This is a genomic window from Streptomyces flaveolus (assembly GCF_044765825.1).
Lineage (GTDB): Bacteria > Actinomycetota > Actinomycetes > Streptomycetales > Streptomycetaceae > Streptomyces > Streptomyces flaveolus.
Window position 1 is genome coordinate 152,542 of the sequence record NZ_JBIWKU010000001.1, and the last position, 26,415, is coordinate 178,956.

Genomic DNA, 26,415 nt, shown 5'->3' on the forward strand with positions numbered 1-26,415 from the left:
GCGCCCGCCGTGACACGAAGGGGCGCACCCGATGCCGGGTGCGCCCCTTCGCCGCTTCGGTCGTCAGCCCGCCAGGCAGGACGGGCCGAGCAGCACCTTCAGGTCACCGAACAGCGCCGGATCGGGCTTCACCCGGTGCCGGTCCAGGCGCAGCACCGTCGTCTTCGTCGGCCCCTGGAGCTTGATCCGCACCTCGCTGTCGCCCCGGTGGTGGGTGAGGATCTCGCCGAGGCGGCTGACCATCGGCGGAGTGACCCGGGTCGCCGGGATGGTGAGGACCACGGGTGCGTTGGCACCCGCGTTGGACAGGTCGGGGATCATCAGCTCCATCGCGACCAGCCGCGGCACGTCCTCCCGCTTGTCGAGGCGTCCCTTGACGAACACCACGGCGTCCTCGACGAGTTGGGTGGACACCAACTGGTAGGTCGCGGGGAAGAACATGCACTCGATGGAGCCGGCCAGGTCCTCGACGGTGGCGATGGCCCAGGCGTTGCCCTGCTTGGTCATCTTGCGCTGGAGGCCGGAGATGATGCCGCCGATGGTGACGACCGCGCCGTCGCCGAAGTCACCGCCGGTGAGCTGGGAGATGCCCGCGTCGGCCTTGTCGGACAGCACGTGCTCCAGGCCGAAGAGCGGATGGTCGGAGACGTACAGACCGAGCATCTCCCGCTCCTGCGCGAGCAGATAGGTCTTGTCCCACTCCTCGTCGCTGAAGGTGACGTCGAGCCCGAAGCCGGGCTCGTCGTTCTGCTCCTCGCCCATGCCGCCGAAGAGGTCGAACTGGCCCTCGGCCTCCTTGCGCTTGACCGCGACCACGTTGTCGATCATCGGTTCGTACTGCGCGGTGAGGCCCTTGCGGGTGTGGCCCATCTCGTCGAAGGCGCCGGCCTTGATCAGCGACTCCGTCGTCCGCTTGTTGCAGACGACCGCCTCCACCTTGTCCAGGTAGTCGGGGAAGGAGGTGTACTTCCCCTTGGCCTTGCGGCACCTGATGATCGAGTCGACCACGTTGGTGCCCACGTTGCGGACGGCGGAGAGGCCGAAGAGGATCACGTCGTCGCCCTGCGCGGCGAAGTTCGACATGGACTCGTTGACGTTGGGCGGGAGCACCTTGATGCCCATGCGGCGGCACTCGTTGAGGTAGACCGCCGACTTGTCCTTGTCGTCCTTGACCGAGGTGAGCAGCGCGGCCATGTACTCGGCGGGGTAGTTGGCCTTGAGGTACGCCGTCCAGTACGAGACCAGTCCGTACGCGGCCGAGTGCGCCTTGTTGAACGCGTATCCGGCGAACGGGACCAGCACGTCCCACAGCGCCTGGATGGCCTCGTCGCTGTAGCCCTTCTTGCGGGCGCCGGCCTGGAAGAGGACGAAGTTCTTCGCCAGTTCCTCGGGCTTCTTCTTGCCCATCACGCGGCGCAGGATGTCGGCCTCGCCGAGCGAGTAGCCCGCGATGATCTGGGCGGCCTTCTGCACCTGCTCCTGGTAGACGATCAGGCCGTAGGTGACCGCCAGGACCTCCTGGAGGGGTTCCTCCAGCTCCTTGTGGATCGGGGTGATCTCCTGGAGGCCGTTCTTGCGCAGCGCGTAGTTGGTGTGCGAGTCCATGCCCATGGGGCCGGGACGGTAGAGCGCGGAGACGGCGGAGATGTCCTCGAAGTTGTCGGGCTTCATCAGCCGCAGCAGCGAGCGCATCGGGCCGCCGTCGAACTGGAAGACGCCGAGCGTGTCACCGCGCTGGAGCAGTTCGAAGGTCGTGGGGTCGTCCAGCGGCAGCGACAGGAGGTCGAGGTCGACGCCCTTGTTGGACTTCACCATCTTGACGGCGTCGTCCATGATCGTGAGGTTGCGCAGGCCGAGGAAGTCCATCTTCAGCAGGCCGAGCGACTCGCACTGCGGGTAGTCCCACTGCGTGATGGTCACGCCGTCCGTGTGCCGCACCCAGATGGGGGCGTGGTCGACGATGGGCTCGCTGGACATGATGACGCCGGCGGCGTGCACGCCCATCTGCCGGACCAGGCCCTCGACGCCCTTGGCGGTGTCGATGACCTTCTTCACATCCGGCTCGTTCTCGTACATCGAGCGGATCTCGCCGGCCTCGCTGTACCGCGGGTGCGTCGGGTCGGTGATGCCGTTGAGGTCGATGCCCTTGCCGAGGACGTCGGCGGGCATGGCCTTGGTGAGCCGGTCGCCCATCGCGTACGGGTAGCCCAGCACGCGCGCGGAGTCCTTGATGGCGTTCTTCGCCTTGATCTTGCCGTACGTGCCGATCATGGCGACCTTGTCGGCGCCGTACTTCTCCGTCACGTACCTGATCACCTCGACGCGCCGGCGCTCGTCGAAGTCGATGTCGACATCGGGCATGGAGACGCGCTCGGGGTTGAGGAACCGCTCGAAGATCAGGCCGTGCGGGATGGGGTCGAGGTCGGTGATGCCCATCGCGTACGCCACGATCGAACCGGCCGCGGAGCCTCGGCCGGGGCCGACGGCGATGCCCTGGTTCTTGGCCCACATGATGAAGTCGGCGACCACGAGGAAGTAGCCCGGGAACCCCATCTGGATGATGACGTCCATCTCGTACTCGGCCTGCTTCTGGCGGTCCTCGGGGACGCCGCCGGGGAAGCGGCGCTCCATGCCGCGGCGGACCTCCTCCTGGAACCAGGTGATCTCCGTGTAGCCCTCGGGGATGTCGAACTTCGGCATGAGGTCGCGCTTCTCGAACATGCCGTCGGTGTCGACCATCTCCGCGACCAGGAGCGTGTTGGCGCAGCCCTCCTGCCAGGCGTCCGAGGAGTCGATGGCGTACATCTCGTCCGTGGACTTCAGGTAGTAGCCGGTGCCGTCGAAGCGGAAGCGGTCCGGGTCGGAGAGGTTCTTGCCGGTCTGGATGCACAGCAGGGCGTCGTGGGCGGTCGCCTCGTGCGCGTAGGTGTAGTGCGAGTCGTTCGTCACCAGCGGCGGGATGCCGAGCTTCTTCCCGATCTCCAGCAGGCCGTCGCGGACCCGGTGCTCGATCTCGATGCCGTGGTCCATCAGCTCCAGGAAATAGCGGTCCTTGCCGAAGATGTCCTGGTAGTCGGCGGCGGCCTTGAGGGCCTCGTCGAAGTGGCCGAGGCGCAGCCGGGTCTGCACCTCCCCGGAGGGGCAGCCGGTGGAGGCGACGATCCCCTCGGACCACTGGGAGATGGTCTCCTTGTCCATCCGGGGCCACTTCTGCAGCCAGCCCTCGGCGTACGCGTCGGAGGAGAGGCGGAAGAGGTTGTGCAGCCCCGTCTTGTTGGTCGCCCACATCGTCTTGTGGGTGTAACCGCCCGAGCCGGAGACGTCGTCGCGCTTCTGGTGCGGCTGGCCCCACTGGATCTTGCGCTTGTTGCGGCGCGACTCGGGAGCGACATACGCCTCGATCCCGATGATCGGGGTGATTCCGGCCTTCTTCGCGGAGTGGAAGAAGTCGTACGCCCCGTGCAGGTTGCCGTGGTCGGACATGGCGATGTGCGTCATGCCCATCTCATTGCACGCGTCGAACATGTCCTTCAGCCGCGCGGCACCGTCCAGCAGCGAGTACTGGGTGTGGACGTGCAGGTGCGTGAACGGCGGCTTGGACACGTGCGGCCTCCTGGGAAAACTCTGGGCGACGGGCTGCGGTCAGTCCGGGGGGTCAGCGTCGAAGTCTATGCCCCGGGACTGACACTCCGGGGCCCCGGCCGCGTACCTTCGTGCGGGGCCCCGCGTGTCGGACCGGCCCCGGGCCGCGGGCACTCCCGCATGCCCTCGAACGTTGGTCCGAGTGCAGTTTCCGCCCCACTCGCCACGCACCACCCGTACCAGGAGGCACCCAGCGATGTCGGTTCCGCAGCTCAGCGACGAGCACCGCGGCGAGGAGATCCTCGCCGTCTTCGACACCGCCTTCGGCGAGCTCCTGGCCGCCGACCCCGCCGCGTTCCGCGTGAAGTTCCGCAAGATGGCGGCCTCGGCCTTCGCCTTCTACCGGGGCACGGCGTGCCTCTTCTACCACGACCTGGACGCGGAGACCGCGGGCGGCCCGTACCTGGACGAGCGGACCTCCCGGGTGTGGATCCACGGCGACCTGCACGCGGAGAACTTCGGCACGTACATGGACTCGACCGGCCGCCTGATCTTCAACGTCAACGACTTCGACGAGGCCTACGTCGGCCCCTTCACCTGGGACCTCAAGCGCTTCGCGGCGTCCATCGCGCTGATCGGGTACGCGAAGGCGCTCAGTGACGAGCAGATCACCGAGCTGGTGCGGGTGTACGCGGGCGCGTACCGCGAGCGGATCCACTCGCTGGCCACGGGCGCCAAGAGCGACGAGGTGCCGCCGTTCACGCTGGACACCGCGGAGGGCCCGCTGCTGGGCGCGCTGCGCGTCGCCCGTTCGCTGACCCGGTTCGGGCTGCTGGACTCGATGACGGAGATCCGCGACTTCGAGCGCCGCTTCGCCGACGGCGGCGGCTCCGTCGAGCTGGACGCGGCCACCCGGTACAAGGTGCTGGCCGCCTTCGACGGCTATCTGGAGACGCTCCCGGAATCGTCGCTGACCCGCCCGGACTCCTACCGCGTCAAGGACGTCGTCGGCCGCCGGGGCATCGGTATCGGCTCCGCCGGCCTGCCGTCGTACAACATCCTCCTGGAGGGCAACAGCGACGCCCTGGAGAACGACGTGGTGATCTACGTCAAGCAGGCCCAGACCCCGGCGGTCTCCCGGCACATCACCGACCAGGCGATCCGGGACTACTTCCAGCACGAGGGCCACCGCACGGTGATCTCCCAGCGCGCGCTCCAGGCGCACGCCGACCCGTGGCTGGGCTGGACCGAGCTGGACGGCGCCGGCCAGCTGGTCGCCGAGGTCTCGCCGTACGCGGTGGACCTGGACTGGGGCGACATCGACGACCCCGAGGAGATCGCCGAGGTCGTCGCCGATCTGGGCCGGGCCACGGCCGCGATGCACGCGGCGGCGGACGACCAGTCCGGGGAGTCCCTGGTGCCGTTCTCCACCGAGCGGGCCATCGACGCGGCCATCGCGGCCGACGAGGAGGGCTTCGCGCCCCTGCTGGTCGACTTCGCCCACGGCTACGGGGCACGCGCGCGCGCCGACCACCAGACCTTCGTCGACCTCTTCCGCAACGGCCGGATCCCGGGTCTGTGACCGCCGGCTCTCTCACAGGGACCCTTTAGGGGCCTCTTACCGGTCCCCATGACACACTCTTGACTCGCTATGGACATATCCGGAACCCCGCTCAGAGCCGTACGCGCGGCGCTGTTCACGGCACTCGTCGTGACCCTCAGCACCACGTCGCACGTGCTGCTGTCCGGGGTCCCGCTGCCGCTGAGCACGGTGGCCGCGGTCGCCGCCGCCGTGTTCCTGATCGCGTACGCCCTGGCCGGACGGCGCGAGCGCGGCTTCGGGCCGATCGCCGCCCTGCTGATCCCGCTGGAGCTGGCCGCCGACACCGTCTTCACCACCGGCCAGCACGTCTGCTACGGCAGGGCGGGCGGCCCCGTCGCGGGTCCCCTGCGCTCGGTGGGCTTCGACGTCCTGTGCGGCGACGGCATGGGCCTGGGGACCGGGGTCGGCACGCCGTTGACCCGGGTGACCGGTGCCGACACCGACCGGGTGGCGGCCCTGCTCGCCCACGCCGACCCCGCGACCGCCTGGCTGCTGCTGGGCGCGCACGTCGGGGTCGGCCTGGTCGCGGCGGCCTGGCTGCGGCGCGGCGAGCGCGCGCTGGGCCGGCTGCTGAGCGCGGTGGCCGCGACGACCTTCCGTCCGCTCCTGCTCGCCGTCGCGGCCGTGGCCGTCCGCCGGGCCCCGGCGGTGCGCCGCCCGGCCCCGGTGGTCCGCCGCACCGCCGGCGCCCGCGAGCGGATCCTCACGCACTCCCTGGGACGGCGCGGACCGCCGGTCTCGCTCGCCCTCGTGTGACCCCCCGGTCACCGAGCGCCGACAGCCAGCCCCCGTACCCGTTTCCGCACACCCCCGTGTGCGCGTCCCCGGAGAGAACATCACCATGAGCAAGCGGAACAGCCAGTCGGCGAAGACGGCGGCCCGTGAGCGCCTGCGCGAGGAGCGCGAGCGCCAGGCCAAGCGCGACAAGGCCAAGCGGCAGGTCATCGTGGCCTGCTCCCTCGTCGGCGTGCTGGCGATAGCCGGCGGCATCAGCTACGCCGTCGTGCAGATGAACAAGCCCACCGGCTGGGAGAAGGCCGCCGAGGCCGAGGTGGTGGCCCCGGCCCACACCTCGGGCAAGGACGGCACCACGATCGTGGCCGGCGACTCCAAGTCCGACAACGTGATCCACCTCTACGAGGACCCGCGCTGCCCGGCCTGCGCCTCCCTCGAGCAGAACCTCGGCGAGACCATCAACAAGGGCATGGAGGACGGCGACTACAAGCTCTCCTTCACGATCGGCACCTTCCTCGACGGCAACCTCAGCGGAGAGGGCTCCAAGAACGCCCTCAGCGCACTGGGTGCCGCGCTGAACGTCGGCACGGACGCGTTCATCGACTACAAGACCGCGCTGTACTCCTCCGAGTACCACCCCTCGGAGAGCACCGACGAATTCGCCAAGGACGACTACCTGATCAAGGTGGCCAACACGGTCGACGCCCTGAAGAACAACAAGAAGTTCCAGGACGACGTGAAGCAGGGCACCTACGACGCGTGGGCGATGCGCATGAGCAAGTCCTTCGACGACGCCGACGGTGTCCAGTCGACCCCGACCATCAAGATCAACGACAAGGTGATCGAGAACCCGAGCACGGCCGCCGACTGGCAGAAGGCGCTCAAGGACGCGGGCGTCACCAAGTAACCCGAGTCACCGGGCAGTCGACGAGCGGGCGAACTTTCGCGAGTTCGCCCGCTCGCGCGCATACCGATCAGTAACCTGATCGGCCGTGACCAGTCGACACAGATCATCCGAAGAGACCTTCCCCTCGTCCGCCGAGCGCGCCGGCTCCCGCGCGCCCAGCCGCCGTGCGGTCGTCAAGGCCGCGGCGGCCGGCGCCGTCCTCGCGGCACCGCTCGCCGCGGCACTGCCCGCCGGTGCCGCCGACGCCGCCCCCGCCTTCCTGCACGGCGTCGCCTCCGGCGATCCGCTGCCCGACGGCGTCCTGCTGTGGACCCGGGTGACGCCGGTGCCCGAGGCCATACCGGGTTCGGGCATCGGCCCGGACACCGAGGTGAGCTGGGTCGTCGCCACCGACAAGGCGCTCACGAACATCGTCGCCAAGGGGTCCCTCACCGCGACCGCCGCCTCCGACCACACGGTCAAGGCGGACATCCGGGGCCTCGCCCCCGCCACGGACTACTGGTACCGCTTCTCGGCGGGCCCCACCGACTCCCCCGTCGCCCGTACCCGGACCGCCCCCGCGGCCGACGCGGCCGTCACGGGCCTGCGCTTCGGCGTGGTCTCCTGCGCCAACTGGGAGGCCGGCCACTTCTCCGCGTACCGCCATCTCGCGGCGCGCGGCGACCTGGACGCCTGGCTGCACCTGGGCGACTACATCTACGAGTACGGCACCGGCGAGTACGGCACCCGCGACACCGTCGTACGGCAGCACGCGCCCACCCACGAGATCGTCACCCTCGCCGACTACCGCACGCGGCACGCCCGGTACAAGACGGACCCCGACCTGCGGGCGCTGCACGCCGCGGCGCCGGTCGTGGCCATCTGGGACGACCACGAGTTCGCCAACGACGCCTGGTCGGGCGGCGCCGAGAACCACACCGAGGGCGCGGAGGGCAGCTGGACGGCGCGTCAGGCCGCCGCGAAGCAGGCCTACTTCGAGTGGATGCCGGTACGCCCGGCGATCGCCGGCACCACCTACCGCCGGCTGCGCTTCGGCAAGCTCGTCGACCTCTCCCTCCTGGACCTGCGCTCGTTCCGCTCGCAGCAGACCGCCGTCGGCAACGGCGACGTCGACGACCCGGACCGCACCCTCACCGGCCGCGCCCAGCTCGACTGGCTCAAGTCCGGCCTGAAGTCCTCCGACACCGCCTGGCGGCTGGTCGGCAACCCGGTGATGATGTCGCCGTTCGCGGTCGGCTCGCTCCCCGCCGAGCTGCTGAAGCCGCTCGCCGAGCTCCTCGGCCTGCCGAAGGAAGGGCTCGCCCTCAACACCGACCAGTGGGACGGCTACACCGACGACCGCCGCGAACTGCTGGCCCACCTGCGCGCCAACGCGATCCGCAACACCGTGTTCCTGACCGGCGACATCCACATGGCGTGGGCCAACGACGTGCCGTACAACGCGGCCACGTACCCGCTGTCCGGCTCGGCGGCCACGGAGTTCGTCGTCACCTCGGTGACCTCCGACAACCTGGACGACATCCTGAAGGTCCCCGAGGGCACGGTGTCCGCGGTCGCCGCGCCGGTCATCCGGGCGGCCAACCGGCACGTCCACTGGGTCGACACCGACCGGCACGGCTACGGCGTGCTGGACGTCACCGCCGAGCGCGCGCAGATGGACTACTACGTCGTCTCCGACCGCACCGACCCGAACGCGACCTCCACGTGGGCGCGTTCCTACCGCACCCGCAGCGGCACGCAGCACGTCGAGCGGGTCTACTCCCCCGTCTGATCCCCGCCGGTCCGCTCGTACCGGCGGTTTTCGGCCGTTCCGGCACGACGAGCGGATCACCGCGAAGAGACCGCGTGACTACGGCGGGTGGTGTGAACGGTGCACCGAACCGGGACACGCCACCCGCCGGAGAACCCCGCCCACCAGTGCCCCGAGGGCCGCGACACCTGCGCCCGCCAGGCGGGAGCCGACCGGTTCACCACCGGCCAGGTGCAGCGCGTGCAGGACAGCTGGGCGGCCTACCGGGCCGGCTGATCCCGCTCCAGCGAGTCGAGGAAGCCGAGCGCCACCCGCCAGGTGGCCTCGGCCGCCTCCTCGTCGTAGTCCGACAGCCCGGGGTCGGTGTAGAGGTGACCCGCCCCGGCGTACCGGTACACCTCGACGTCGGCGCCGGCCCGGCCCATCTGGAGGTACCAGGCGCTGAGCCAGTCGTCCGTCTCGAACGGGTCCGGCTCGGCCACGTGCAGCTGCACCGGCAGGTCGTCCACCGAGGCGTTGGCGGCGATGTCCGAGGTGCCGTGCAGGAGCAGCAGCCCGCGCGCCCGGTGATCGCCGAGGGCGAGGGTCTGCGCGATGGAGGCACCCAGCGAGAACCCGGCGTACACCAGCCCGCGCTCGGAATAGGGCGCGGCGGCCAGCACGGCCCGCTTCAGCAGCTCCTCCCTGCCGATCTCGTCCTGGTACTGCCTGCCCTCCTCGACCGTGTCGAACGTCCGCCCCTCGAAGAGGTCCGGGGTCCAGACCTGGTGCCCGGCGTCGCGCAGGCGGTCGGCGGCCTGCCGCACCGCGGGCCTCGGGCCGTGGGTCGAGTGAAAGAGCACGATGTTCATGAGGCCATGGTGCCAGCCGGGTGCGACAGGGCGACGGGCGGTGACACCCGGCGGGGGACACAAGTCACAGGTTCATGTTCGGGCCGGGCCGGTTACGTTCGAGGGATGGAGACCGTACTCCGCCCACTGATCGTGGTCGGCGGCTCCGTCCTGCTGACCCTGGTCATCGGATGGGCCACCGACCTGCTGCTGCGCAAGGCCGACGGACGGCACCCCGAGACGCCCCTGTGGGGGCTGCTGCGCCGCGCCCGCATCCCGTACCAGCTCGTGCTGTGCGCGGCGCTGCTGAGAGGGACGTACGTCGAGGCACGGGTGTTCCCGGAGCACCAGGTGGGGGTCGGCCGGACGCTGACGCTGGTGCTGATCGGCTCGGCGGCCTGGCTGGTGATCCGGATCGCCGGGGCCGTCGTCGAGACGTCGTACTCCCGCTACGCCCACGCCCACGCCCAGCGCGACCCGGCCCGGGTGCGGCGGGTGCGCACCCAGGTGTCGCTGATCAGGCGGGTGGTCTCCGCGGTCGTCGGCGTCGTCGCCGTGTCGTCGATGCTGCTGACGTTCCCGGCGATGCGCACGGCCGGCACCTCCCTGCTGGCCTCGGCCGGTGTCCTCGGCATCGTGGCCGGCATCGCCGCGCAGTCCACGCTGGGCAACCTGTTCGCGGGGCTGCAGATCGCCTTCGGCGACATGGTGCGCATCGGCGACACGGTCGTGGTGAACGGCGAGTGGGGCACCGTCGAGGAGATCACGCTGACCTTCCTGACCGTGCGCACCTGGGACGAGCGCCGGATCACGATGCCGGTGTCGTACTTCACGTCCAAGCCGTTCGAGAACTGGTCGCGCGGCACCCCGCAGATGACCGGCGTCGTCTACTGGCACCTGGACCACACCGCCCCGCTGGACGCGATGCGCGAGCGGCTGCGGGACATCCTGCGCGGCTGCCCGGCCTGGGACGGGCGGGCCTACAACCTGACCGTCACGGACACCACCCCGAACACCATGCAGGTACGGGCGCTGGTGACGGCGAAGGACGCGGACGACATCTGGACGGTACGGGTCGAGGTGCGCGAGCAGATGATCCGCTGGCTGGCCGACGAGCACCCCTACGCCCTGCCCCGCGTCAACACGGCGGACGCGGACCGGCGCCCCGGCCGCGACGGTTTCCCCCTCTCCCGGCGCTCGCCGGACGGGGAGGCCCGCCGCTTCCCGCACCAGTCGCGAAAGGCCCTGTGACCCGGGGCCACCGGCCCGGCGGCGCGGTCAGCGCAGACTGCGGACGTCCAGGTGGCGCAGCACCCGGTCGACGATCTCCGGGTCGGCTCCGGGTTCGCTGCGTGCCGCCAGCACCTCGTGGCGCGCGGCACTGAGCATCTCGCCCTGGATGCGGCGGATCCGCTTCAGCCGCCGGGCCCGCTGCAGCTGCGCCTCGCGCCGCTCCTCGTCGCCGATGTCCGGGCTGATCCGGATGCCGATGTCGAAGGCCCGCCGCAGCATCTGCTCGGACAGCTCCTCCGGCAGTTCCTCGACCGCCTCGATCTCCTTGAGCCGCTGCTTCGCCGCCTTCGCCGCGCGCACGGCGAGCGCCTTCTCGTAGTCCTTCTCGCGCTCGGTGTCCGACCGCACCCCGAGCCGGTTCACCAGCCACGGCAGCGTCAGGCCCTGGAGCAGCAGCGTCACCATGATCACCCCGAAGGCGATGAAGACGATCTCCTCCCGCTTCGGGAACGGGGAGCCGTCGGCCGTCTCCAGCGGGATCGCGAGCGCCAGCGCCACCGAGGCGACACCGCGCATCCCCGACCACCACATGACGACGGTCTCCCGCCAGCTGGTCGGGATGTCCTCGTCGTGGTCGCGCCGGGCGTGCAGCCGCTGGGTCAGCCAGGTGGCGGGCAGCAGCCACGCCAGCCGGACGAGGATCACCACGCCGACGACCGCGCCGGCCCAGCCCAGCAGTTCGGTCCAGCGCCCGGAGGCCGTGCGGATGGCGTTGTGCAGCTCCAGTCCGATCAGTCCGAAGGCGACGCCCGTGACGAGGGTGTCGACGACGTCCCAGACCGTGTGCCCGGCGAGCCGGGTCATCACGTCGTCGGCGCCGACCGCGTACTCGGCGAGGAACATGGCGGTGGTCAGCACGGCGAGGACTCCGGAGCCGTGGAGCTCCTCGGCCAGCACGTAGGACACGTACGGCACCAGCAGCGTCAGCCCGATCTGCAGGGTCGCGTCCCCCAGCACGTCCAGCAGCTTGTTGGCGCCCCAGCCCAGCGCGAGGCCCACCGCGACGGCGACGACGGCGGACAGCACCAGGTCGAACCCGGCGCTCCAGGGCGAGAAGGAACCGCTGACGGCCGCGGCGATGGCCACGTGGTAGAGGACGATGGCCGTCACGTCGTTGAAGAGCCCCTCGCCCTCCAGGATGGACACCAGCCGGCGCGGCAGCCCGAGCTGGCCCGCGACGGCGGTCGCCGCGACCGGGTCGGGCGGCGCCACCAGCGCGCCGAGCGCGAAGGCGGCGGCGATCGGCAGACCCGGCACGATCGCGTGGGCCACGGTGGCCACGCACGCCGTGGTGACGAACACCAGCGCGACCGCCAGCAGGAAGATCGGGCGTTTGTTGGCCGCGAACTGTCGCCAGGACGTGCGCCGCACGGCCGCGTACAGCAGCGGCGGCAGCAGCGCGGGCAGGATGAGTTCCGGCGGGATGTCGACGTTGGGCACGAAGTCGAGCAGTGCCAGGACGATGCCGAGGAGCGTCATCAGCACGGGCGCCGGCAGCCCCAGCCGGTCCCCGATCGGGACGCTCAGCAGGGCCCCGAGCAGCAGCATGAACAACAGGGCCAACTGATCCACGGTCACCGCTCCGGTGGGGTCTCGGCGTGCACACGGCGGGTCCCAAGCCTGCCATGTCACCGGCCCCACCAGCCGGTCCGGCTCGGCTCCTACAGGACGCGCCGCATCGCGCGGTGGGGTATCCCCGCGTCGGGGAACTCCGGTCCGTACGCCTGGTACCCCAGTCGCTCGTAGAAACCCAGGGCGTGCGTCTGCGCGTGCAGGTCGACCGCGGTGAGTCCGCGCGCGCGTGCCGCGTCCTCGACGGCGCGCACCAGCGCGGCCCCGACGCCCAGTCCGCGGGCGTCCTGGACGACGGCGAGCCGTCCGAGGGAGCCGACGGCCGGATCCCCGTCGCCGTTCTTCGCCGCGGCGGCCGCGCCGTGCAGCAGCCGCGAGGTGCCGAGCGGTACCCCGTCCTCCCGGACCGCGAGGACATGCACGGCGCCGGCGTCGTACGCGTCGTACTCGATGTCCTCCGGGACGTTCTGTTCGGCGACGAAGACGTCCTTGCGCACCGCGAAGCACGCCTCCCGGTCGGCGGGGTCCTCGGCGACGCGCACCTCGTAGACCTGGGTGCTCATACGTAGGTCTCCTCGCGGACCCGGTCCAGGGCCTGCTGGAGGTCCTCGGGGTAGTCGCTGGCGTACTCGACCCACTGTCCGTCGCCGGGGTGCTCGAAGCCGAGCCGTACGGCGTGCAGCCACTGGCGGGTCAGGCGCAGCCGCTTGGCGAGGGTGGGGTCGGCGCCGTAGGTGAGGTCGCCGACGCAGGGGTGGCGGTGGGCTGCCATGTGGACGCGGATCTGGTGGGTGCGGCCGGTCTCCAGCTTCACGTCGAGCAGGGACGCGGCGCGGAACGCCTCGATGAGGTCGTAGTGCGTGACGGAGGGCTTGCCCTCGGCGGTGACGGCCCACTTGTAGTCGTGCTGGGGGTGGCGGCCGATGGGGGCGTCGATGGTGCCGCTGGTCGGATCGGGGTGGCCCTGCACGAGCGTGTGGTAGCGCTTGTCGACCGTGCGCTCCTTGAACTGGCGCTTGAGCGAGGTGTACGCCCGCTCCGACTTCGCCACCGCCATCAGGCCGGAGGTGCCCACGTCGAGGCGGTGCACGATGCCCTGCCGCTCGGCGGCGCCCGACGTGGAGATGCGGTATCCGGCGGCGGCCAGTCCCCCGATGACGGTCGGGCCGCTCCAGCCGGGCGACGGGTGGGCGGCCACGCCGACCGGCTTGACGATCACGACCACGTCCTCGTCGTCGTGCACGATCTCCATGCCCTCGACGGGTTCGGCGATCACCTGCACCGGCGCGGGCGCCTGGGGCATCTCGACCTCGAGCCAGGCGCCGCCGTGCACCCGCTCCGACTTGCCGACCACCGATCCGTCGACCTGCACCTTGCCCGCCGCGGCGAGTTCCGCGGCCTTGGTACGGGAGAAGCCGAACATGCGGGAGATGGCGGCGTCGACGCGCTCGCCCTCCAGGCCGTCGGGCACGGGCAGGGTACGGATCTCGGGAAGCGTGCTCACCCGTCGAGTATGCCGGACGGGGCGGACAGTCCCGCACGCCCGTCCGGCACGGGGCGCTCAGTCCCGGTGCACGGTCCCGTCCGGGTCCAGGCCGCGGAAGGAGAGGATCACGATCAGGATGCCGCCGCAGACGATCGCCGAGTCGGCGAGGTTGAAGACGGCGAAGTGCTTGGGCGCGATGAAGTCCACGACGGCGCCCTCGAAGACGCCGGGCGAGCGGAAGATCCGGTCGGTGAGGTTGCCGAGCGCGCCGCCGAGCAGCAGGCCGAGCGCGATCGCCCACGGCAGGCTGTGGAGCTTGCGCGCGAGGCGGGCGATCACGACGATCACGGCCGCCGCGATCACCGTGAAGATGACGGTGAAGGCCTCGCCGAAGCCGAAGGCCGCGCCCGCGTTGCGGATCGCGGCGAACCTCAGCCAGTCACCGACGATCTCGATCGGCTCGTGGTGCTCCAGCTTGGCGACCACGATCATCTTGCTGACCAGGTCGAGAAGGTACGCGAACACGGCGACCGCGAACAGTACGGCGACCCGGCGCTTGCCCCGAGGGCGCTCCGGAGCCTGCTCCTGCTCGGCGTCGGGCCGCTCCTGTCCGTCCCCCGCCGCGTCCGGGGTGTCCGGCGTACCGATGATGCGCTCCGCCTCTGCCACGTGAGTCCCTCAGCCTAGGTACCTGACTGAGGACGAGGGTACGGCACGCCTTCCGTCCCGGCTGCGGCTCAGTACCGGCGTTCCTGCTTCTGTTTGCACTCCACGCACAGGGTGGCCCGTGGGAAGGCCTGCATGCGTGCCTTGCCGATGGGATTGCCGCAGTTCTCGCACAGACCGTAGGTGCCCGCGTCGAGGCGTTCGAGGGCGCGTTCGGTCTGGGTGAGCATCTCGCGCGCGTTGGCGGCCAGCGCCAGTTCGTGCTCGCGCGTGATGTTCTTGGTGCCGGTGTCCGCCTCGTCGTCGCCGGCGCCGTCCCCGGAGTCCCGCATCAGGCCCTGCAGCGACCGCTCCGACTGGTCGATCTCGGTGCGCAGGCGGTCCGCCTCGGACTGGAGTTCCCCGCGGGCCTCCTCGACCTCTGCCGGGGTCCAGGGGTCCTCGCCGGGGCGTACCGCGAGGTCGCCGGGCTCCGCGGCGACGCCGCGTGCCTTCGGAACCGCGGACTTGGCCGCCGTGGCCGTGCCAGGAGTCTTCTTCGCAACCACCGTCGTGGCTCCCGTCTGCTCCGCGGCCTCGGCCGCGCCCGCCTTCTTCGCCGTGTTCTTCTCGGCCGTGCTCTTCTTCACCGGGCTCTGCTGCTTCGCCGCGGCCTTCTTCGCCGTGGCGCTCTTCGCCGTGGCGTTCTTGGCCGCGCTCCTGTCCACGGCGTTCCTCTTCGCCGCGGTCTTCTTCGCGGCCGTCGTCTTCTTGGCAGCGGACTTCTTCGCCGTCGCCTCCGACTGCTCTACGGCGGTCTTCTTCGCCACCATGGCCGCGGCCCCTTCACATATTGTGATCTTGCTCGCGAATCGTGCTGGGACGATAAATCGACTCGGGTCCCGCGGCAACGGGGCACGCCGCCCGATTCGCCCGCCCACCGCGCGCGCGTGGCGAGCATGCATGCGTTGTGCCCAGCTCCCCGCCCGGTAATCCGCCCCTCCCGCTCCCGGCAGAGCCCGCCGGAAGCCGGACGCCGGAGCTCGGCATTCGGGTCACGCCGGGCCGCCCGACGCCTTCGCCGTGCCCGGCGCCGAAACCGGTCGGCCGCTGTCCGCGCGGCGCCGTACACTGGGCGGAGCGAAAAGCGTGGATGGGGACGAGTAGCGGCGTACGCAGCCCAGAGCGACCCGGGGACGGTGGGAGCCCGGGGGCGAGCGCGACGTGAAGATCACCCCGGAGCCGCCGGAAGAAAGACGTGACGGGAAGGTCACGGCGAGTAGACCCGGTTCGCGACCCCAATGAGGGGGCTCACCGGCGCACACGACGCACCGGGGGGCCAAGGAGGGTGGTACCGCGGGAGCGCGCCGCACACAGCGGCGTACGTAGCCTTTACGGCTCTCGTCCCTCCGACGGAAGGCAGTACGTCCGCCGGAGGAAGATCGATGACGCAGTACCGTCAGGTGCCCGCCCAGGTCGACCTGCCCGCGCTCGAGCACGCCGTGCTCGACTTCTGGCGCGAGCAGAAGATCTTTGCCAAGAGCCTGGAGCAGTCCGAGGGCCGCCCCGAATGGGTGTTCTACGAGGGTCCGCCCACCGCCAACGGCATGCCGGGCGCCCACCACATCGAGGCCCGCGTCTTCAAGGACGTCTTCCCCCGCTTCCGCACCATGCGCGGGTACCACGTGGGCCGCAAGGCCGGCTGGGACTGCCACGGTCTGCCGGTCGAGCTGGCGGTGGAGAAGGAGCTGGGCTTCTCCGGCAAGCAGGACATCGAGGCGTACGGCATCGCCGAGTTCAACGCCAAGTGCCGCGAGTCGGTGACCCGCCACACCGACGCCTTCGAAGAACTCACGACGCGCATGGGGTACTGGACCGACCTCCAGGACCCGTACCGCACGATGGACCCCGAGTACATCGAGTCCGTGTGGTGGTCGCTGAAGGAGATCTACGGCAAGGGCCTGCTGGTCCAGGACTACCGCGTCGCCCCCTGGTGCCCCCGCTGCGGCACCGGCCTGTCCGACCACGAGCTGGCGCAGGGCTACGAGACGGTCGTCGACCCCTCCGTGTACGTCCGCTTCCCGCTGACCTCCGGCCCGCTGGCCGGCGAGGCCTCGCTGCTGATCTGGACGACCACCCCCTGGACGCTGGTCTCCAACACCGCCGTCGCCGCGCACCCCGGCGTGACCTACGTCGTCGCGACCGACGGCGAGGAGAAGCTGGTCGTCGCCGAGCAGCTGGTGGAGAAGGCCCTCGGCGAGGGCTGGGAGACCACCGGCCAGTCCTTCACGGGCGCGGAGATGGAGCGCTGGACGTACCAGCGCCCCTTCGAGCTCGTGGAGTTCCCGAGCGCCGGCGAGGGAACCCATGGGCACAGCCCCGAGGCCGCCCACTTCGTGGTGAACGCCGAGTACGTCACCACCGAGGACGGCACCGGTCTGGTCCACCAGTCCCCCGCCTTCGGCGAGGACGACCTCAAGGTCTGCCGCTCCTACGGCCTGCCGGTCGTCAACCCGGTCCGCCCGGACGGCACCTTCGAGGAGGGTCTCCCGCTGGTCGGCGGTGTGTTCTTCAAGAAGGCCGACGAGCAGCTCACCGAGGACCTGGCCACCCGGGGCCTGCTGTTCAAGCACATCCCGTACGAGCACAGCTACCCGCACTGCTGGCGCTGCCACACCGCGCTGCTGTACTACGCGCAGCCGTCCTGGTACATCCGCACCACGGCGATCAAGGACCGTCTCCTCCAGGAGAACGAGAAGACCAACTGGTTCCCGGACTCGGTCAAGCACGGCCGGTACGGCGACTGGCTGAACAACAACATCGACTGGGCGCTCTCCCGCAACCGCTACTGGGGCACCCCGCTGCCGATCTGGCGCTGCGAGGACGACCACCTCACCGTCGTCGGCTCCCGCGCGGAGCTGACCGAGCTGACCGGCACCGACCAGTCCGCGCTCGACCCGCACCGCCCCTACATCGACGAGGTCACCTTCGCCTGCCGCCACGACGGCTGCGGCAAGACGGCCACGCGCGTGCCGGAGGTCATCGACGCCTGGTACGACTCGGGCTCGATGCCGTTCGCGCAGTGGGGCTACCCGTACAAGAACAAGGAACTCTTCGAGTCCCGCTACCCGGCCCAGTTCATCAGCGAGGCCATCGACCAGACCCGCGGCTGGTTCTACACGCTGATGGCCGTCGGCACCCTGGTCTTCGACAAGTCCTCGTACGAGAACGTCGTCTGCCTCGGCCACATCCTCGCCGAGGACGGCCGCAAGATGTCCAAGCACCTGGGCAACATCCTGCAGCCGATCCCGCTGATGGACCAGCACGGCGCCGACGCCGTGCGCTGGTTCATGGCGGCCGGCGGTTCCCCGTGGGCGGCCCGCCGCGTCGGCCACGGCACCATCCAGGAGGTCGTCCGCAAGACGCTCCTCACCTACTGGAACACGGTCGCCTTCCAGGCCCTGTACGCCCGCACCACCGGCTGGGCGCCGAGCGAGGCCGACCCGGCCCCGGCCGAGCGTCCCGTGCTGGACCGCTGGCTGCTGTCCGAACTGCACGCGCTCACCGACCAGGTGACCCAGGCGCTGGAGAGCTACGACACCCAGCGCGCCGGCAAGCTGCTGTCCGCGTTCGTCGACGACCTGTCCAACTGGTACGTCCGCCGCTCGCGCCGCCGCTTCTGGCAGGGCGACAAGGCCGCGCTGCGCACGCTGCACGAGGTCGTCGAGACGGTCACCGAGCTCATGGCCCCGCTGACCCCGTTCATCACCGAGCGGGTCTGGCAGGACCTGATCGTGCCGGTCACCCCGGGCGCCCCGGAGTCGGTCCACCTGGCCTCCTGGCCGGAGGCGGACCTGACGGCCATCGACCCGGAGCTGTCCAAGCAGATGGTGCTGGTGCGCCGCCTGGTCGAGCTGGGCCGCGCCACGCGCGCGGAGTCGGGCGTCAAGACCCGGCAGCCGCTGCGGCGCGCGCTGATCGCCGCGACGGGCTTCGACGCGCTCTCCCCCGAACTGCGCACGCAGATCACGGAGGAGCTGAACGTCGAGTCCCTCGCGTCGCTGAGCGAGGTCGGCGGCTCCCTGGTCGACACGACGGCGAAGGCCAACTTCCGTGCGCTGGGCAAGCGGTTCGGCAAGCGCGTCCAGGACGTCGCCAAGGCCGTCGCCGCCGCGGACGCCGCCGCCCTGTCCCTCGCCCTGCGCGAGGGCACGGCGTCGGTCGAGGTCGACGGTGAGACGGTCACCCTCGCTCCCGACGAGGTGATCATCACCGAGACGCCGCGCGAGGGCTGGTCGGTCGCCTCGGACTCGGGCGCGACGGTCGCCCTCGACCTGGAGATCACGGAGGAGCTGCGCCGCGCCGGCCTCGCCCGTGACGCGATCCGCCTGATCCAGGAGGCCCGCAAGAACAGCGGTCTCGACGTCGCCGACCGCATCGCGCTGCGCTGGATGGCCACGGACCCGGCGTCCGTCGCCGCCCTGACGGAGCACGCCGCGCTGATCGCCGACGAGGTCCTCGCGACGGACTTCGCCCAGGGGGAGGCGGACGACGCGTACGGGACCCCGTTCACGGACGAGGGCCTGTCCCTGACGTTCCGGCTCCGCAAGCAGTAACGAACACGACGAAAGGCCCGGCCCCCTCAACCGGAGGGGCCCGGGCCTTTCGTCGTACCACCGCCGCCGTAGCCGCGGGCAGTCGTGCCTCCCCGGCCCCGCACCGCACAAGGGCGGGCCCCGGGTCAGAAACCCGGGGCCCGCCCTGAACGCCGCCGAAGGCTACGCCGTACTACAGATCAGTTGTCGTCCTCGTCGATCAGGAACCCTCGCATCGGCGAAGGCGCCTGCCCCATCGGCGACGGACCCTGCGGCCGCACCGGCGCCATCGGCTGGGTCATCGCCGGCGACATCTGCTGCTGACCGCCGTACGACGGACCGGACTGGCTCGGCCCGCCGCCCATCGACTGGTTGCCGCCGTAGGACGGGGCACTCGCGCCGGCCGGTGCCATCGAGGGCGCCGGGGACGGCGGGAGCGAGGCCGTCGCGGGCGTACGCGGCGGCGCGAGCGAGTCGTCCGCCTGGGTCTCCAGCTGACGCAGCTGGGACTCCAGGTACGACTTCAGCCGCGTCCGGTACTCGCGCTCGAAGCCGCGCAGGTCCTCGACCTTGCGCTCCAGCGTGGCGCGGGCGGACTCCAGGGAGCCCATCGCGACACGGTGCTTCTCCTGCGCGTCCCGCTCCAGGGCGTCGGCCTTGGCACGGGCGTCCCGCTCCAGACCCTCGGCACGCGAACGCGCCTCGCCGACGATCTTGTTGGCCTCGGAACGCGCCTCGGCGATCGCCTGGTCGGCGGTCTGCTGGGCGAGCGAGAGGACACGGGCGGCACTGTCGCCGCCGGGACCACCCTGACCGGGCAGGCCGGGGCCACCGGGGCCCTGCGGACCGCCCATGGGGCCGCCCATCGGACCGGGACCCATCTGGCCCTGCATCGGACCCGGGCCCTGGCCCATCGGCCCCGGACCCTGGCCCATCGGACCGGGACCCTGCGGGCCACCCTGACCGCCGGGGCCGGCGGGCAGCTGCGGAGCACCGCTGGGCAGCTGGGGCGGGCCACCCATGGGGCCACCCATCTGCTGCTGCGGCGGGCCCGATATGCCGGCGGGCACCGGAGCGCCGGGACCTCGCATGCCCTGCTGCGGCATGCCGCCCTGCTGCTGTGGATGCTGCTGGTGCTGCTGCTGATCCTGGGGCGGTTCCGGGGGCTTGCGCATGTTCTGCTGGTTCTGCGCAGCCGCGCGCGTCGCCGCGGCCAGCTTGGCACGCAGGTCTTCGTTCTCGCGGAGCAGCCGGGTCAGTTCGGCTTCGACCTCGTCGAGGAAGGCATCGACCTCGTCCTCGTCATAGCCTTCTCGGAGGCGGACGGTCGTGAACTGCTTGTTCCGCACGTCCTCAGGGGTCAACGGCATCTCTTCACCTCAACGTAGTCGTCGGCATTCGGCAAGCCCGTATCTCTCTCATCGCTCACAGCCGGCTCACGATATAGATCAGGATGTAAACGATGATCATCAGTACGAAGAAGGACAGGTCGAGCGCCACGCCCCCGAGACGCAGCGGCGGGATGAACCGCCGCAGAAGCTTCAACGGTGGATCGGTGACAGTGTAGGTGGCCTCCAGAACGACCACCATCGCCTTGCCGGGTTGCCACGAGCGGGCGAACTGGAAGACGTAGTCCATGACCAACCGGAAGATGAGCACGATGAGAAAGCACATCAGCGCGATGTAGACGACATCCAGGACCACGCTCATGACCTGTGCTTCCCTCTCCCCTGAACCATCTCTCGGACCCGTCCTCGGATCCGTGCTCTTGCTCTAACCGGTCGTGCGTCTCAGCTCTGGTTGAAGAACCCGCCCTCTGCGATGCGGGCCTTGTCCTCCGCCGTGACATCGACGTTAGCAGGAGACAGCAGGAACACCTTCTGCGTCACCCGCTCGATACTGCCGTGAAGACCAAACACCAAACCGGCCGCAAAGTCGACAAGTCGCTTCGCATCTGTGTCATCCATCTCAGTGAGATTCATGATCACCGGAGTGCCCTCACGGAAGTGTTCCCCGATGGTACGGGCCTCGTTGTAGGTCCGGGGGTGAAGTGTGGTGATCCGGTAGGGCTCTCGTTCGGACACGACCTTGGGCATGATGACCGGTGCGCTCTTTTCCAGGCTTGCGCGTTCTTGTGTGATGGATGCCACGGGCGCGATGCGCGCCGGGCGGCCCGATTCCGCCCCGAGCGAAGCGGAACGGGGCACCGGCTCGCGCTGCACGGGCGGTTGGACGATTCTTACCTCTTCGTCCCTTTGGGGCTGATGTGAACCGTGCGACTGGTGCGCCGGTTCGTGCCGCCGGTGGTCCCGCTCGGGCTCCGGGTCCAGTTCGGGTTCGAAATCGTCGTCGGGGTCGAACCCCCGGCCGTCGTACCCATCGTCCTCCACGAGGCCGAGGTAGACCGCCATCTTGCGCATCGCGCCGGCCATGCTCTGAGTCCTCCGCTCTGTGGTGGATCGGCTGACGACTGCCAAATGCCCGCGATCCACTAGGTCGTTGCCTCCGCCTTTCGGCGGTAATGACCATATTTTCTGCTGTGGTCCGACTTCTTGGCGACGTTACCCGAGCCTGGGTCGGACTCCGAGTACCGCGGTGCCGACGCGTACATGTGTCGCTCCGGCGGCCACGGCCTGTTCGAGGTCCGCACTCATCCCTGCGGAAACCATGTTCGCAGCCGGATGGGCTCGGCGCAGGTGGGTCGACAAATCCATGAGGTGCTCGAACGCCGCCTGTTGGCGTCCGGCGTACTCGCCGGTGAGCGGTGCCACGGTCATCAGCCCGTCGAGCCGAAGTCCGTCCGACCCGGCGACCAGATCGGCCAACTCTTCGATTCCCGCGGGCGCGACGCCACCGCGCTCGCCGCGCGCGCTCTCCCCCGCGTCGAGCGCCACCTGGAGGAGTACGCCCACCTCGCGGCCGGCACGCACCGCTTCCCTCGACAGGGCCGTGACGAGCTTGGCACGGTCGACCGACTGCACGACATCCGCATAACCGACCACGGACCGCACCTTATTGGTCTGCAACTGACCGACGAAATGCCACGAAAGCGGCAGATCCGAGCAGGCGGCGGCCTTGGGTGCCGCGTCCTGGTCGCGGTTCTCGGCGACATGGCGCACGCCGAGTCCGGAGAGAATGCGCACATCGTCGGCCGGATAGGTCTTGGTGACCACGATCAGGGTCACTTCGTCGCGGCGCCGGCCCGCGGCCTCACACGCGGCGGCGATGCGCTCTTCCACTTTCGCCAGATTTCCGGCGAGTTCGTCCTTACGGTCCGTCATGCCCCATCAGTCCAGCCAGACATAGCCCGCGAGCCGCCCGGTGGTGCGGTCGCGTCGGTACGAGAAGTGGTCCTTCGACTCCCGGGTGCACACCGGCGACTGCGCCAGGTCGCACACCCCGAGCCCTTCGAGCTGCGCGCGCACTCCGGCGCTCACGTCGAGGGCCGGCGTGCCCCAGCTCGTCACGGCGTGCGCCGCCGGTTCGAGCGCGGCGACCTCGGCGCGCATCTCCTCGGGCACCTCGTAGCACCGGCCGCACACGGCGGGTCCGGTGCGGGCGACGATCCGGGCGGGGTCGGCGCCTAGTTCGGTCATCGCCCGTACGGCGGCGGGGACGACCCCGGCGACCAGGCCGGGCCGGCCCGCGTGGGCCGCGGCGGCGACGCCGGCGACGGGGTCGGCGAGCAGGACGGGTACGCAGTCGGCGGTGAGGACGGCGAGGGCGAGACCGCGTTCCGCGGTGACGACCGCGTCGACCCGCGGGACCGGACGGTCCCCCCAGGGTGCGTCGACCACGGCGACGTCGGCCCCGTGCACCTGGTTCATCCAGACCACCCGGGCCGGGTCGACGCCCAGCGACTTCGCGGCCAGTTCGCGGTTGGCCGTCACGGCGGCCGGGTCGTCGCCGACCGCCCCGCCGAGGTTGAGCTCCTCGTACGGAACGGCGCTCACTCCGCCCCACCGGTCGGTGAAGCCGAAGTGCGCGCCGTTCACGGTGTCGCGCTGTCCTATCACTTCAGGAAGTCCGGCACGTCCAGTTCCTCGGCCGCGCTGTCCGAGTAGGTCCGGGACGGCGGGACCGGCGGCGGGGCGACCGGCGGCAGGTCGCTGACCGGCTCCGGTGCCGGGACCGGCTCCGGCTCCTCCTTCGGCTTGACGCTGCCGAGCGAGCCGAAGGACGGGCGGCTCTCGGGCTGCCGTGCCGGGGCGGGCTCCTCGCGCTTGGCCGAGGCCGAGCCGAGGACGTTGTCCCGCTTGGACGGCGGCTGGCCCCCGTCGAAGCCGGCCGCGATCACGGTGACCCGCACCTCGTCGCCGAGGGCGTCGTCGATGACCGCGCCGAAGATGATGTTGGCCTCGGGGTGCGCGGCCTCACTGACGAGCTGGGCGGCCTCGTTGATCTCGAACAGGCCGAGGTCGGAGCCGCCGGAGATGGACAGCAGCACGCCGCGCGCGCCATCGATGGACGCCTCGAGGAGCGGCGAGGAGATCGCCATCTCGGCCGCGGCCACCGCGCGGTCGTCGCCGCGGGCCGAGCCGATGCCCATGAGGGCCGAACCGGCTTCGGACATGACCGACTTGACGTCGGCGAAGTCCAGGTTGATCAGGCCCGGCGTGGTGATGAGGTCGGTGATGCCCTGCACACCGGACAGCAGCACCTGGTCGGCGGACTTGAACGCGTCGAGCACGCTGACCTGGCGGTCCGAGATGGACAGCAGCCGGTCGTTGGGGATGACGATGAGGGTGTCGACCTCTTCGCGGAGTTCGGCGATGCCGTCCTCGGCCTGGTTGGCGCGGCGCCGTCCCTCGAAGGTGAACGGGCGCGTGACCACGCCGATGGTGAGGGCGCCGAGCGAGCGGGCGATGTTGGCCACGACGGGTGCCCCGCCGGTGCCGGTGCCGCCGCCTTCACCGGCCGTCACGAAGACCATGTCGGCCCCCTTGAGGACCTCCTCGATCTCCTCGCGGTGGTCCTCGGCGGCCTTGCGGCCGACGGCCGGGTTGGCTCCGGCGCCGAGTCCGCGGGTGAGTTCGCGGCCGACGTCCAGCTTGACGTCGGCGTCGCTCATCAACAGAGCTTGCGCGTCGGTGTTGATGGCGATGAACTCGACGCCCTTGAGACCGACCTCGATCATCCGGTTGATGGCATTGACACCACCGCCGCCGACACCGATGACTTTGATGACTGCGAGGTAGTTCTGCGGTGCTGCCACGTCGAAGGCCTCTCGCCTCGAGTTACGTGTCGGCGGATCACCGGAGCACTGATGCCCCGCGACCCGACGACTGATGCCGAATGGGACGGTCCGTAGCGCCGACCCGAACCCTAACGCTGAAGTTTAGGGTTACCAGTGTGTCTGTTCCTTGAAGTCTTCTGAACAGGACACTAAGTCGACAAGTGGCGCGCGTTCAACGAACACGCCGAACCTCCCGTTTTTCTTTTCACCCTATGTGATCAGCCGTAGCGCTGCCCAACCAGGGTGCTGGCCTGCACGTATACCCGTCAACTCCCCGATGACGCGGGGGCGGTGGGCACGCTGACGTCGAAGTACCGTGCGCCGGGCGTCGCTTTCATCAACGCGGTGAGCACCCTGGCCTTCCGCTCGCCCTGTTCGCCGCTCCCCCAGGCCACGGTCCGGCCGTCGCCCAGCTCCAGCGAGATGTCGTCGTAGGAACGGACCTTGACCAGGCGGGTCTGCCGCGCGACCGCGTCCGGTACGGCACCCGCGGCCCGTACCGCCTCGCGCACCAGACGGTCCTCGCCGAAACGGCGCAGACTCGCCGCGGCCGGACCCGAACGCGCGGGCTCCAATTTCAGTGCGGGCACGCCTTTCGGCGCCCCGGAAACCGTGGCGTAGCGGACGCCTTCATCGTCCACTTCCACGAAGTTTCGGCCTTTTTGCACCACCAGAACCGGGGTGCGTTCGGTCACTTTCAACGCGATTCCGTCGGGCCAGGAACGCACTACGTCGACCTCGTCGATGCGGGGCAATTTCCGGCTGAGCCGGGCCTCGATCGCCTCGGTGTCGACGGAGACCAGCGCGTCCCCGACGGGCACGTCGGCGGCCTCGCGGACCTGGTCCGGCGTCAGGACGCGGGTGCCGGAGACCGACACCCGTTCCACGCGCAGCCAGTTCGACCCGTACAGCACCCAGAGCGTCACGCCTCCGGCGAGCACGAGAGCGACGGCCAGGATGATGATCGTACGAAGACGGGACGGCCTGAACCGCCCGGTGCCGGGCGGGCCGGACGACTCCTGCTGGCGTTCACCGCGTTCGGCGGTGGTCGGTCCGGCCACGCTCCCTGCCTTCCGTCATGCGTCTTCAGCGGTGTGCGCGGGCGGCGATCGCCTCGTACACCATGCCGACGAGGAGGTCGTCGGCGTCCCGGCGGCCGAACTCGGCGGCGGCGCGGGACATCTCGTACAGCCGGTGCGGATCGGCGAGCACGGGCAGGACGTTGTGCTGCACCCACTCGGGCGTCAGTTCCGCGTCGTCGACCAGCAGTCCGCCGCCGGCCTTCACCACCGGCTGGGCGTTCAGCCGCTGTTCGCCGTTGCCGATGGGCAGCGGGACGTAGGCGGCCGGGAGTCCGACGGCGGAGAGTTCGGCGACGGTCATCGCGCCCGCGCGGCAGAGCATCATGTCGGCCGCGGCGTACGCGAGATCCATCCGGTCCAGGTAACTTACCGGGATGTACGGGGGCATCCCCGGCATCTGGTGGACCTGCGGCAGTTCGTTCTTCGGGCCGACCGCGTGCAGGATCTGGATGCCGGCCTGCTGGAGCCACGGCGCGACCTGCTGGACCACCTCGTTGAGGCGCCGGGCGCCCTGCGAGCCGCCGGAGACCAGCAGCGTGGGCAGATTGGGGTCGAGGCCGAACGCGGCCCGGGCCTCGGGCCGTACGGCGGCCCGGTCCAGGGTGGAGATGGAGCGGCGCAGCGGGATGCCGATGTAGCGGGAGTTGCGCAGCTTGCTGTCCGGCGTGGAGACGGCGACCTGGGCGGCGTACCGGGAGCCGATCTTGTTGGCCAGTCCGGGCCGGGCGTTGGCCTCGTGGATCACGATCGGCACGCCGAGCCGCTTGGCCGCCAGGTAGCCGGGCAGCGCGACGTAGCCGCCGAAGCCGACCACGGCGTCCGCCTTGGTGCGTTCCAGGATCTGCTCGGCCGCCTTGATGGTGCCGCGCAGCCGGCCCGGGACGGTGATCAGCTCGGGCGTGGGCTTGCGCGGCAGCGGGACGGCCGGGATCAGCGCCAGCTCGTATCCGCGCTCGGGCACCAGCCGGGTCTCCAGACCGCGTTCCGTGCCCAGGGCTGTGATGCCCACGGTCGGATCCTGCCTGCGCAGGGCGTCCGCGAGGGCGAGCGCGGGCTCGATGTGGCCCGCGGTTCCTCCGCCGGCGAGTACGACATGCAC

The 26,415-nt window shown here is 70.4% G+C and carries 22 protein-coding genes; 7 read left to right on the forward strand and 15 right to left on the reverse strand.

What is annotated here, in order from left to right:
- Positions 1-63: 63 nt before the first annotated feature.
- Positions 64-3,603: a DNA polymerase III subunit alpha gene (dnaE, locus tag ACIRG6_RS00685; protein ID WP_239771374.1), complete on the reverse strand. Its 3,540-nt coding sequence runs from the start codon at positions 3,601-3,603 to the stop codon at positions 64-66.
- A gap of 235 nt (positions 3,604-3,838) precedes the next feature.
- Between dnaE and ACIRG6_RS00690 the strand changes: the two genes are divergently transcribed.
- The 5 genes from ACIRG6_RS00690 to ACIRG6_RS00710 all read left to right on the forward strand — a co-directional run bounded on the left by ACIRG6_RS00690 (position 3,839) and on the right by ACIRG6_RS00710 (position 8,853).
- Positions 3,839-5,164, forward strand: coding sequence for a DUF2252 domain-containing protein (locus ACIRG6_RS00690; protein WP_364677833.1), 1,326 nt, complete (start codon positions 3,839-3,841; stop codon positions 5,162-5,164).
- A gap of 69 nt (positions 5,165-5,233) precedes the next feature.
- Positions 5,234-5,941, forward strand: a complete 708-nt coding sequence (locus ACIRG6_RS00695) for a hypothetical protein (protein WP_403320089.1) — start codon at positions 5,234-5,236, stop codon at positions 5,939-5,941.
- An 85-nt stretch (positions 5,942-6,026) separates the two neighbouring features.
- Positions 6,027-6,827 (forward strand): DsbA family protein, encoded by an 801-nt coding sequence (locus tag ACIRG6_RS00700; RefSeq protein WP_364677832.1) that lies wholly within the window; start codon positions 6,027-6,029, stop codon positions 6,825-6,827.
- Positions 6,828-6,912: 85 nt separating this feature from the next.
- On the forward strand, positions 6,913-8,598 hold the full coding sequence (locus tag ACIRG6_RS00705; RefSeq protein WP_364817760.1) for an alkaline phosphatase D family protein: 1,686 nt from the start codon (positions 6,913-6,915) through the stop codon (positions 8,596-8,598).
- A gap of 99 nt (positions 8,599-8,697) precedes the next feature.
- The gene (locus tag ACIRG6_RS00710; protein WP_403320091.1) at positions 8,698-8,853 is read left to right on the forward strand and encodes a hypothetical protein; all 156 of its coding nucleotides are present in this window, start codon (positions 8,698-8,700) and stop codon (positions 8,851-8,853) included.
- Here the strand turns inward: ACIRG6_RS00710 and ACIRG6_RS00715 are convergent.
- The gene (locus ACIRG6_RS00715; RefSeq protein WP_403320093.1) at positions 8,838-9,428 is read right to left on the reverse strand and encodes a dienelactone hydrolase family protein; all 591 of its coding nucleotides are present in this window, start codon (positions 9,426-9,428) and stop codon (positions 8,838-8,840) included. The two genes, ACIRG6_RS00710 and ACIRG6_RS00715, sit on opposite strands and share 16 nt — an antisense overlap.
- Positions 9,429-9,533: 105 nt before the next feature.
- On the opposite strand from ACIRG6_RS00715, the gene ACIRG6_RS00720 reads away from it, so the two are divergent.
- A complete protein-coding gene (locus tag ACIRG6_RS00720) occupies positions 9,534-10,658 on the forward strand; it encodes a mechanosensitive ion channel family protein (RefSeq protein ID WP_318218189.1) in 1,125 nt (374 codons plus the stop codon).
- 27 nt (positions 10,659-10,685) lie between these two features.
- Here ACIRG6_RS00720 and ACIRG6_RS00725 read toward each other — a convergent pair whose 3' ends face one another.
- The 5 genes from ACIRG6_RS00725 to ACIRG6_RS00745 all read right to left on the reverse strand — a co-directional run bounded on the left by ACIRG6_RS00725 (position 10,686) and on the right by ACIRG6_RS00745 (position 15,236).
- Positions 10,686-12,272, reverse strand: a complete 1,587-nt coding sequence (locus tag ACIRG6_RS00725) for a Na+/H+ antiporter (RefSeq protein ID WP_364677826.1) — start codon at positions 12,270-12,272, stop codon at positions 10,686-10,688.
- 89 nt (positions 12,273-12,361) lie between these two features.
- Positions 12,362-12,835 carry a GNAT family N-acetyltransferase gene (locus ACIRG6_RS00730; protein WP_351135830.1) on the reverse strand — a complete coding sequence of 158 codons (474 nt, stop codon included), beginning with the start codon at positions 12,833-12,835 and terminating at the stop codon, positions 12,362-12,364.
- Positions 12,832-13,776, reverse strand: coding sequence for an RluA family pseudouridine synthase (locus tag ACIRG6_RS00735; protein WP_364677823.1), 945 nt, complete (start codon positions 13,774-13,776; stop codon positions 12,832-12,834). Before ACIRG6_RS00735 ends, ACIRG6_RS00730 begins: the two co-directional genes overlap by 4 nt.
- Before the next feature lie 57 nt (positions 13,777-13,833).
- Positions 13,834-14,427, reverse strand: a complete 594-nt coding sequence (lspA, locus tag ACIRG6_RS00740; protein WP_359392937.1) for a signal peptidase II — start codon at positions 14,425-14,427, stop codon at positions 13,834-13,836.
- A gap of 68 nt (positions 14,428-14,495) precedes the next feature.
- Positions 14,496-15,236: a TraR/DksA family transcriptional regulator gene (locus tag ACIRG6_RS00745; RefSeq protein ID WP_364817756.1), complete on the reverse strand. Its 741-nt coding sequence runs from the start codon at positions 15,234-15,236 to the stop codon at positions 14,496-14,498.
- Positions 15,237-15,848: 612 nt separating this feature from the next.
- Here ACIRG6_RS00745 and ileS point away from each other — a divergent pair.
- Positions 15,849-19,019, forward strand: coding sequence for an isoleucine--tRNA ligase (gene ileS / locus ACIRG6_RS00750; RefSeq protein WP_403320094.1), 3,171 nt, complete (start codon positions 15,849-15,851; stop codon positions 19,017-19,019).
- A 179-nt stretch (positions 19,020-19,198) separates the two neighbouring features.
- Here the strand turns inward: ileS and divIVA are convergent, their stop codons facing one another.
- The 8 genes from divIVA to murG form a co-directional block, all read right to left on the reverse strand.
- Positions 19,199-20,368: an apical growth/hyphal branching protein DivIVA gene (divIVA, locus tag ACIRG6_RS00755; protein ID WP_350718849.1), complete on the reverse strand. Its 1,170-nt coding sequence runs from the start codon at positions 20,366-20,368 to the stop codon at positions 19,199-19,201.
- A gap of 55 nt (positions 20,369-20,423) precedes the next feature.
- On the reverse strand, positions 20,424-20,708 hold the full coding sequence (locus ACIRG6_RS00760; protein ID WP_189228257.1) for a YggT family protein: 285 nt from the start codon (positions 20,706-20,708) through the stop codon (positions 20,424-20,426).
- An 80-nt stretch (positions 20,709-20,788) separates the two neighbouring features.
- Positions 20,789-21,430: a cell division protein SepF gene (locus ACIRG6_RS00765; protein ID WP_189228256.1), complete on the reverse strand. Its 642-nt coding sequence runs from the start codon at positions 21,428-21,430 to the stop codon at positions 20,789-20,791.
- A gap of 129 nt (positions 21,431-21,559) precedes the next feature.
- Positions 21,560-22,279: a YggS family pyridoxal phosphate-dependent enzyme gene (locus ACIRG6_RS00770; RefSeq protein ID WP_225633703.1), complete on the reverse strand. Its 720-nt coding sequence runs from the start codon at positions 22,277-22,279 to the stop codon at positions 21,560-21,562.
- Between the two features lie 6 nt (positions 22,280-22,285).
- Positions 22,286-23,014: a peptidoglycan editing factor PgeF gene (gene pgeF / locus ACIRG6_RS00775; protein WP_318218196.1), complete on the reverse strand. Its 729-nt coding sequence runs from the start codon at positions 23,012-23,014 to the stop codon at positions 22,286-22,288.
- Complete coding sequence (gene ftsZ / locus ACIRG6_RS00780) at positions 23,011-24,213, reverse strand: cell division protein FtsZ (protein WP_189228253.1); 1,203 nt, start codon at positions 24,211-24,213, stop codon at positions 23,011-23,013. The genes pgeF and ftsZ overlap by 4 nt, the downstream gene beginning before the upstream one ends.
- 287 nt (positions 24,214-24,500) lie before the next feature.
- Complete coding sequence (ftsQ, locus tag ACIRG6_RS00785) at positions 24,501-25,295, reverse strand: cell division protein FtsQ (protein ID WP_365020628.1); 795 nt, start codon at positions 25,293-25,295, stop codon at positions 24,501-24,503.
- 25 nt (positions 25,296-25,320) lie between these two features.
- The gene (gene murG, locus ACIRG6_RS00790) at positions 25,321-26,415 is read right to left on the reverse strand and encodes an undecaprenyldiphospho-muramoylpentapeptide beta-N-acetylglucosaminyltransferase (protein ID WP_225633676.1); all 1,095 of its coding nucleotides are present in this window, start codon (positions 26,413-26,415) and stop codon (positions 25,321-25,323) included.

What these genes read in the sequence shown, in the direction of transcription:
- ACIRG6_RS00695 (WP_403320089.1), top strand. Translation starts at nt 5,234, where the DNA reads ATGGACATATCCGGAACCCCGCTCAGAGCCGTACGCGCGGCGCTGTTC.
- ACIRG6_RS00760 (WP_189228257.1), bottom strand. Translation starts at nt 20,708, where the DNA reads ATGAGCGTGGTCCTGGATGTCGTCTACATCGCGCTGATGTGCTTTCTC.
- ACIRG6_RS00770 (WP_225633703.1), bottom strand. Translation starts at nt 22,279, where the DNA reads ATGACGGACCGTAAGGACGAACTCGCCGGAAATCTGGCGAAAGTGGAA.
- ACIRG6_RS00765 (WP_189228256.1), bottom strand. Translation starts at nt 21,430, where the DNA reads ATGGCCGGCGCGATGCGCAAGATGGCGGTCTACCTCGGCCTCGTGGAG.
- divIVA (WP_350718849.1), bottom strand. Translation starts at nt 20,368, where the DNA reads ATGCCGTTGACCCCTGAGGACGTGCGGAACAAGCAGTTCACGACCGTC.
- ACIRG6_RS00715 (WP_403320093.1), bottom strand. Translation starts at nt 9,428, where the DNA reads ATGAACATCGTGCTCTTTCACTCGACCCACGGCCCGAGGCCCGCGGTG.
- ACIRG6_RS00690 (WP_364677833.1), top strand. Translation starts at nt 3,839, where the DNA reads ATGTCGGTTCCGCAGCTCAGCGACGAGCACCGCGGCGAGGAGATCCTC.
- ACIRG6_RS00730 (WP_351135830.1), bottom strand. Translation starts at nt 12,835, where the DNA reads ATGAGCACCCAGGTCTACGAGGTGCGCGTCGCCGAGGACCCCGCCGAC.
- ileS (WP_403320094.1), top strand. Translation starts at nt 15,849, where the DNA reads ATGACGCAGTACCGTCAGGTGCCCGCCCAGGTCGACCTGCCCGCGCTC.
- ACIRG6_RS00745 (WP_364817756.1), bottom strand. Translation starts at nt 15,236, where the DNA reads ATGGTGGCGAAGAAGACCGCCGTAGAGCAGTCGGAGGCGACGGCGAAG.
- ACIRG6_RS00700 (WP_364677832.1), top strand. Translation starts at nt 6,027, where the DNA reads ATGAGCAAGCGGAACAGCCAGTCGGCGAAGACGGCGGCCCGTGAGCGC.
- ACIRG6_RS00720 (WP_318218189.1), top strand. Translation starts at nt 9,534, where the DNA reads ATGGAGACCGTACTCCGCCCACTGATCGTGGTCGGCGGCTCCGTCCTG.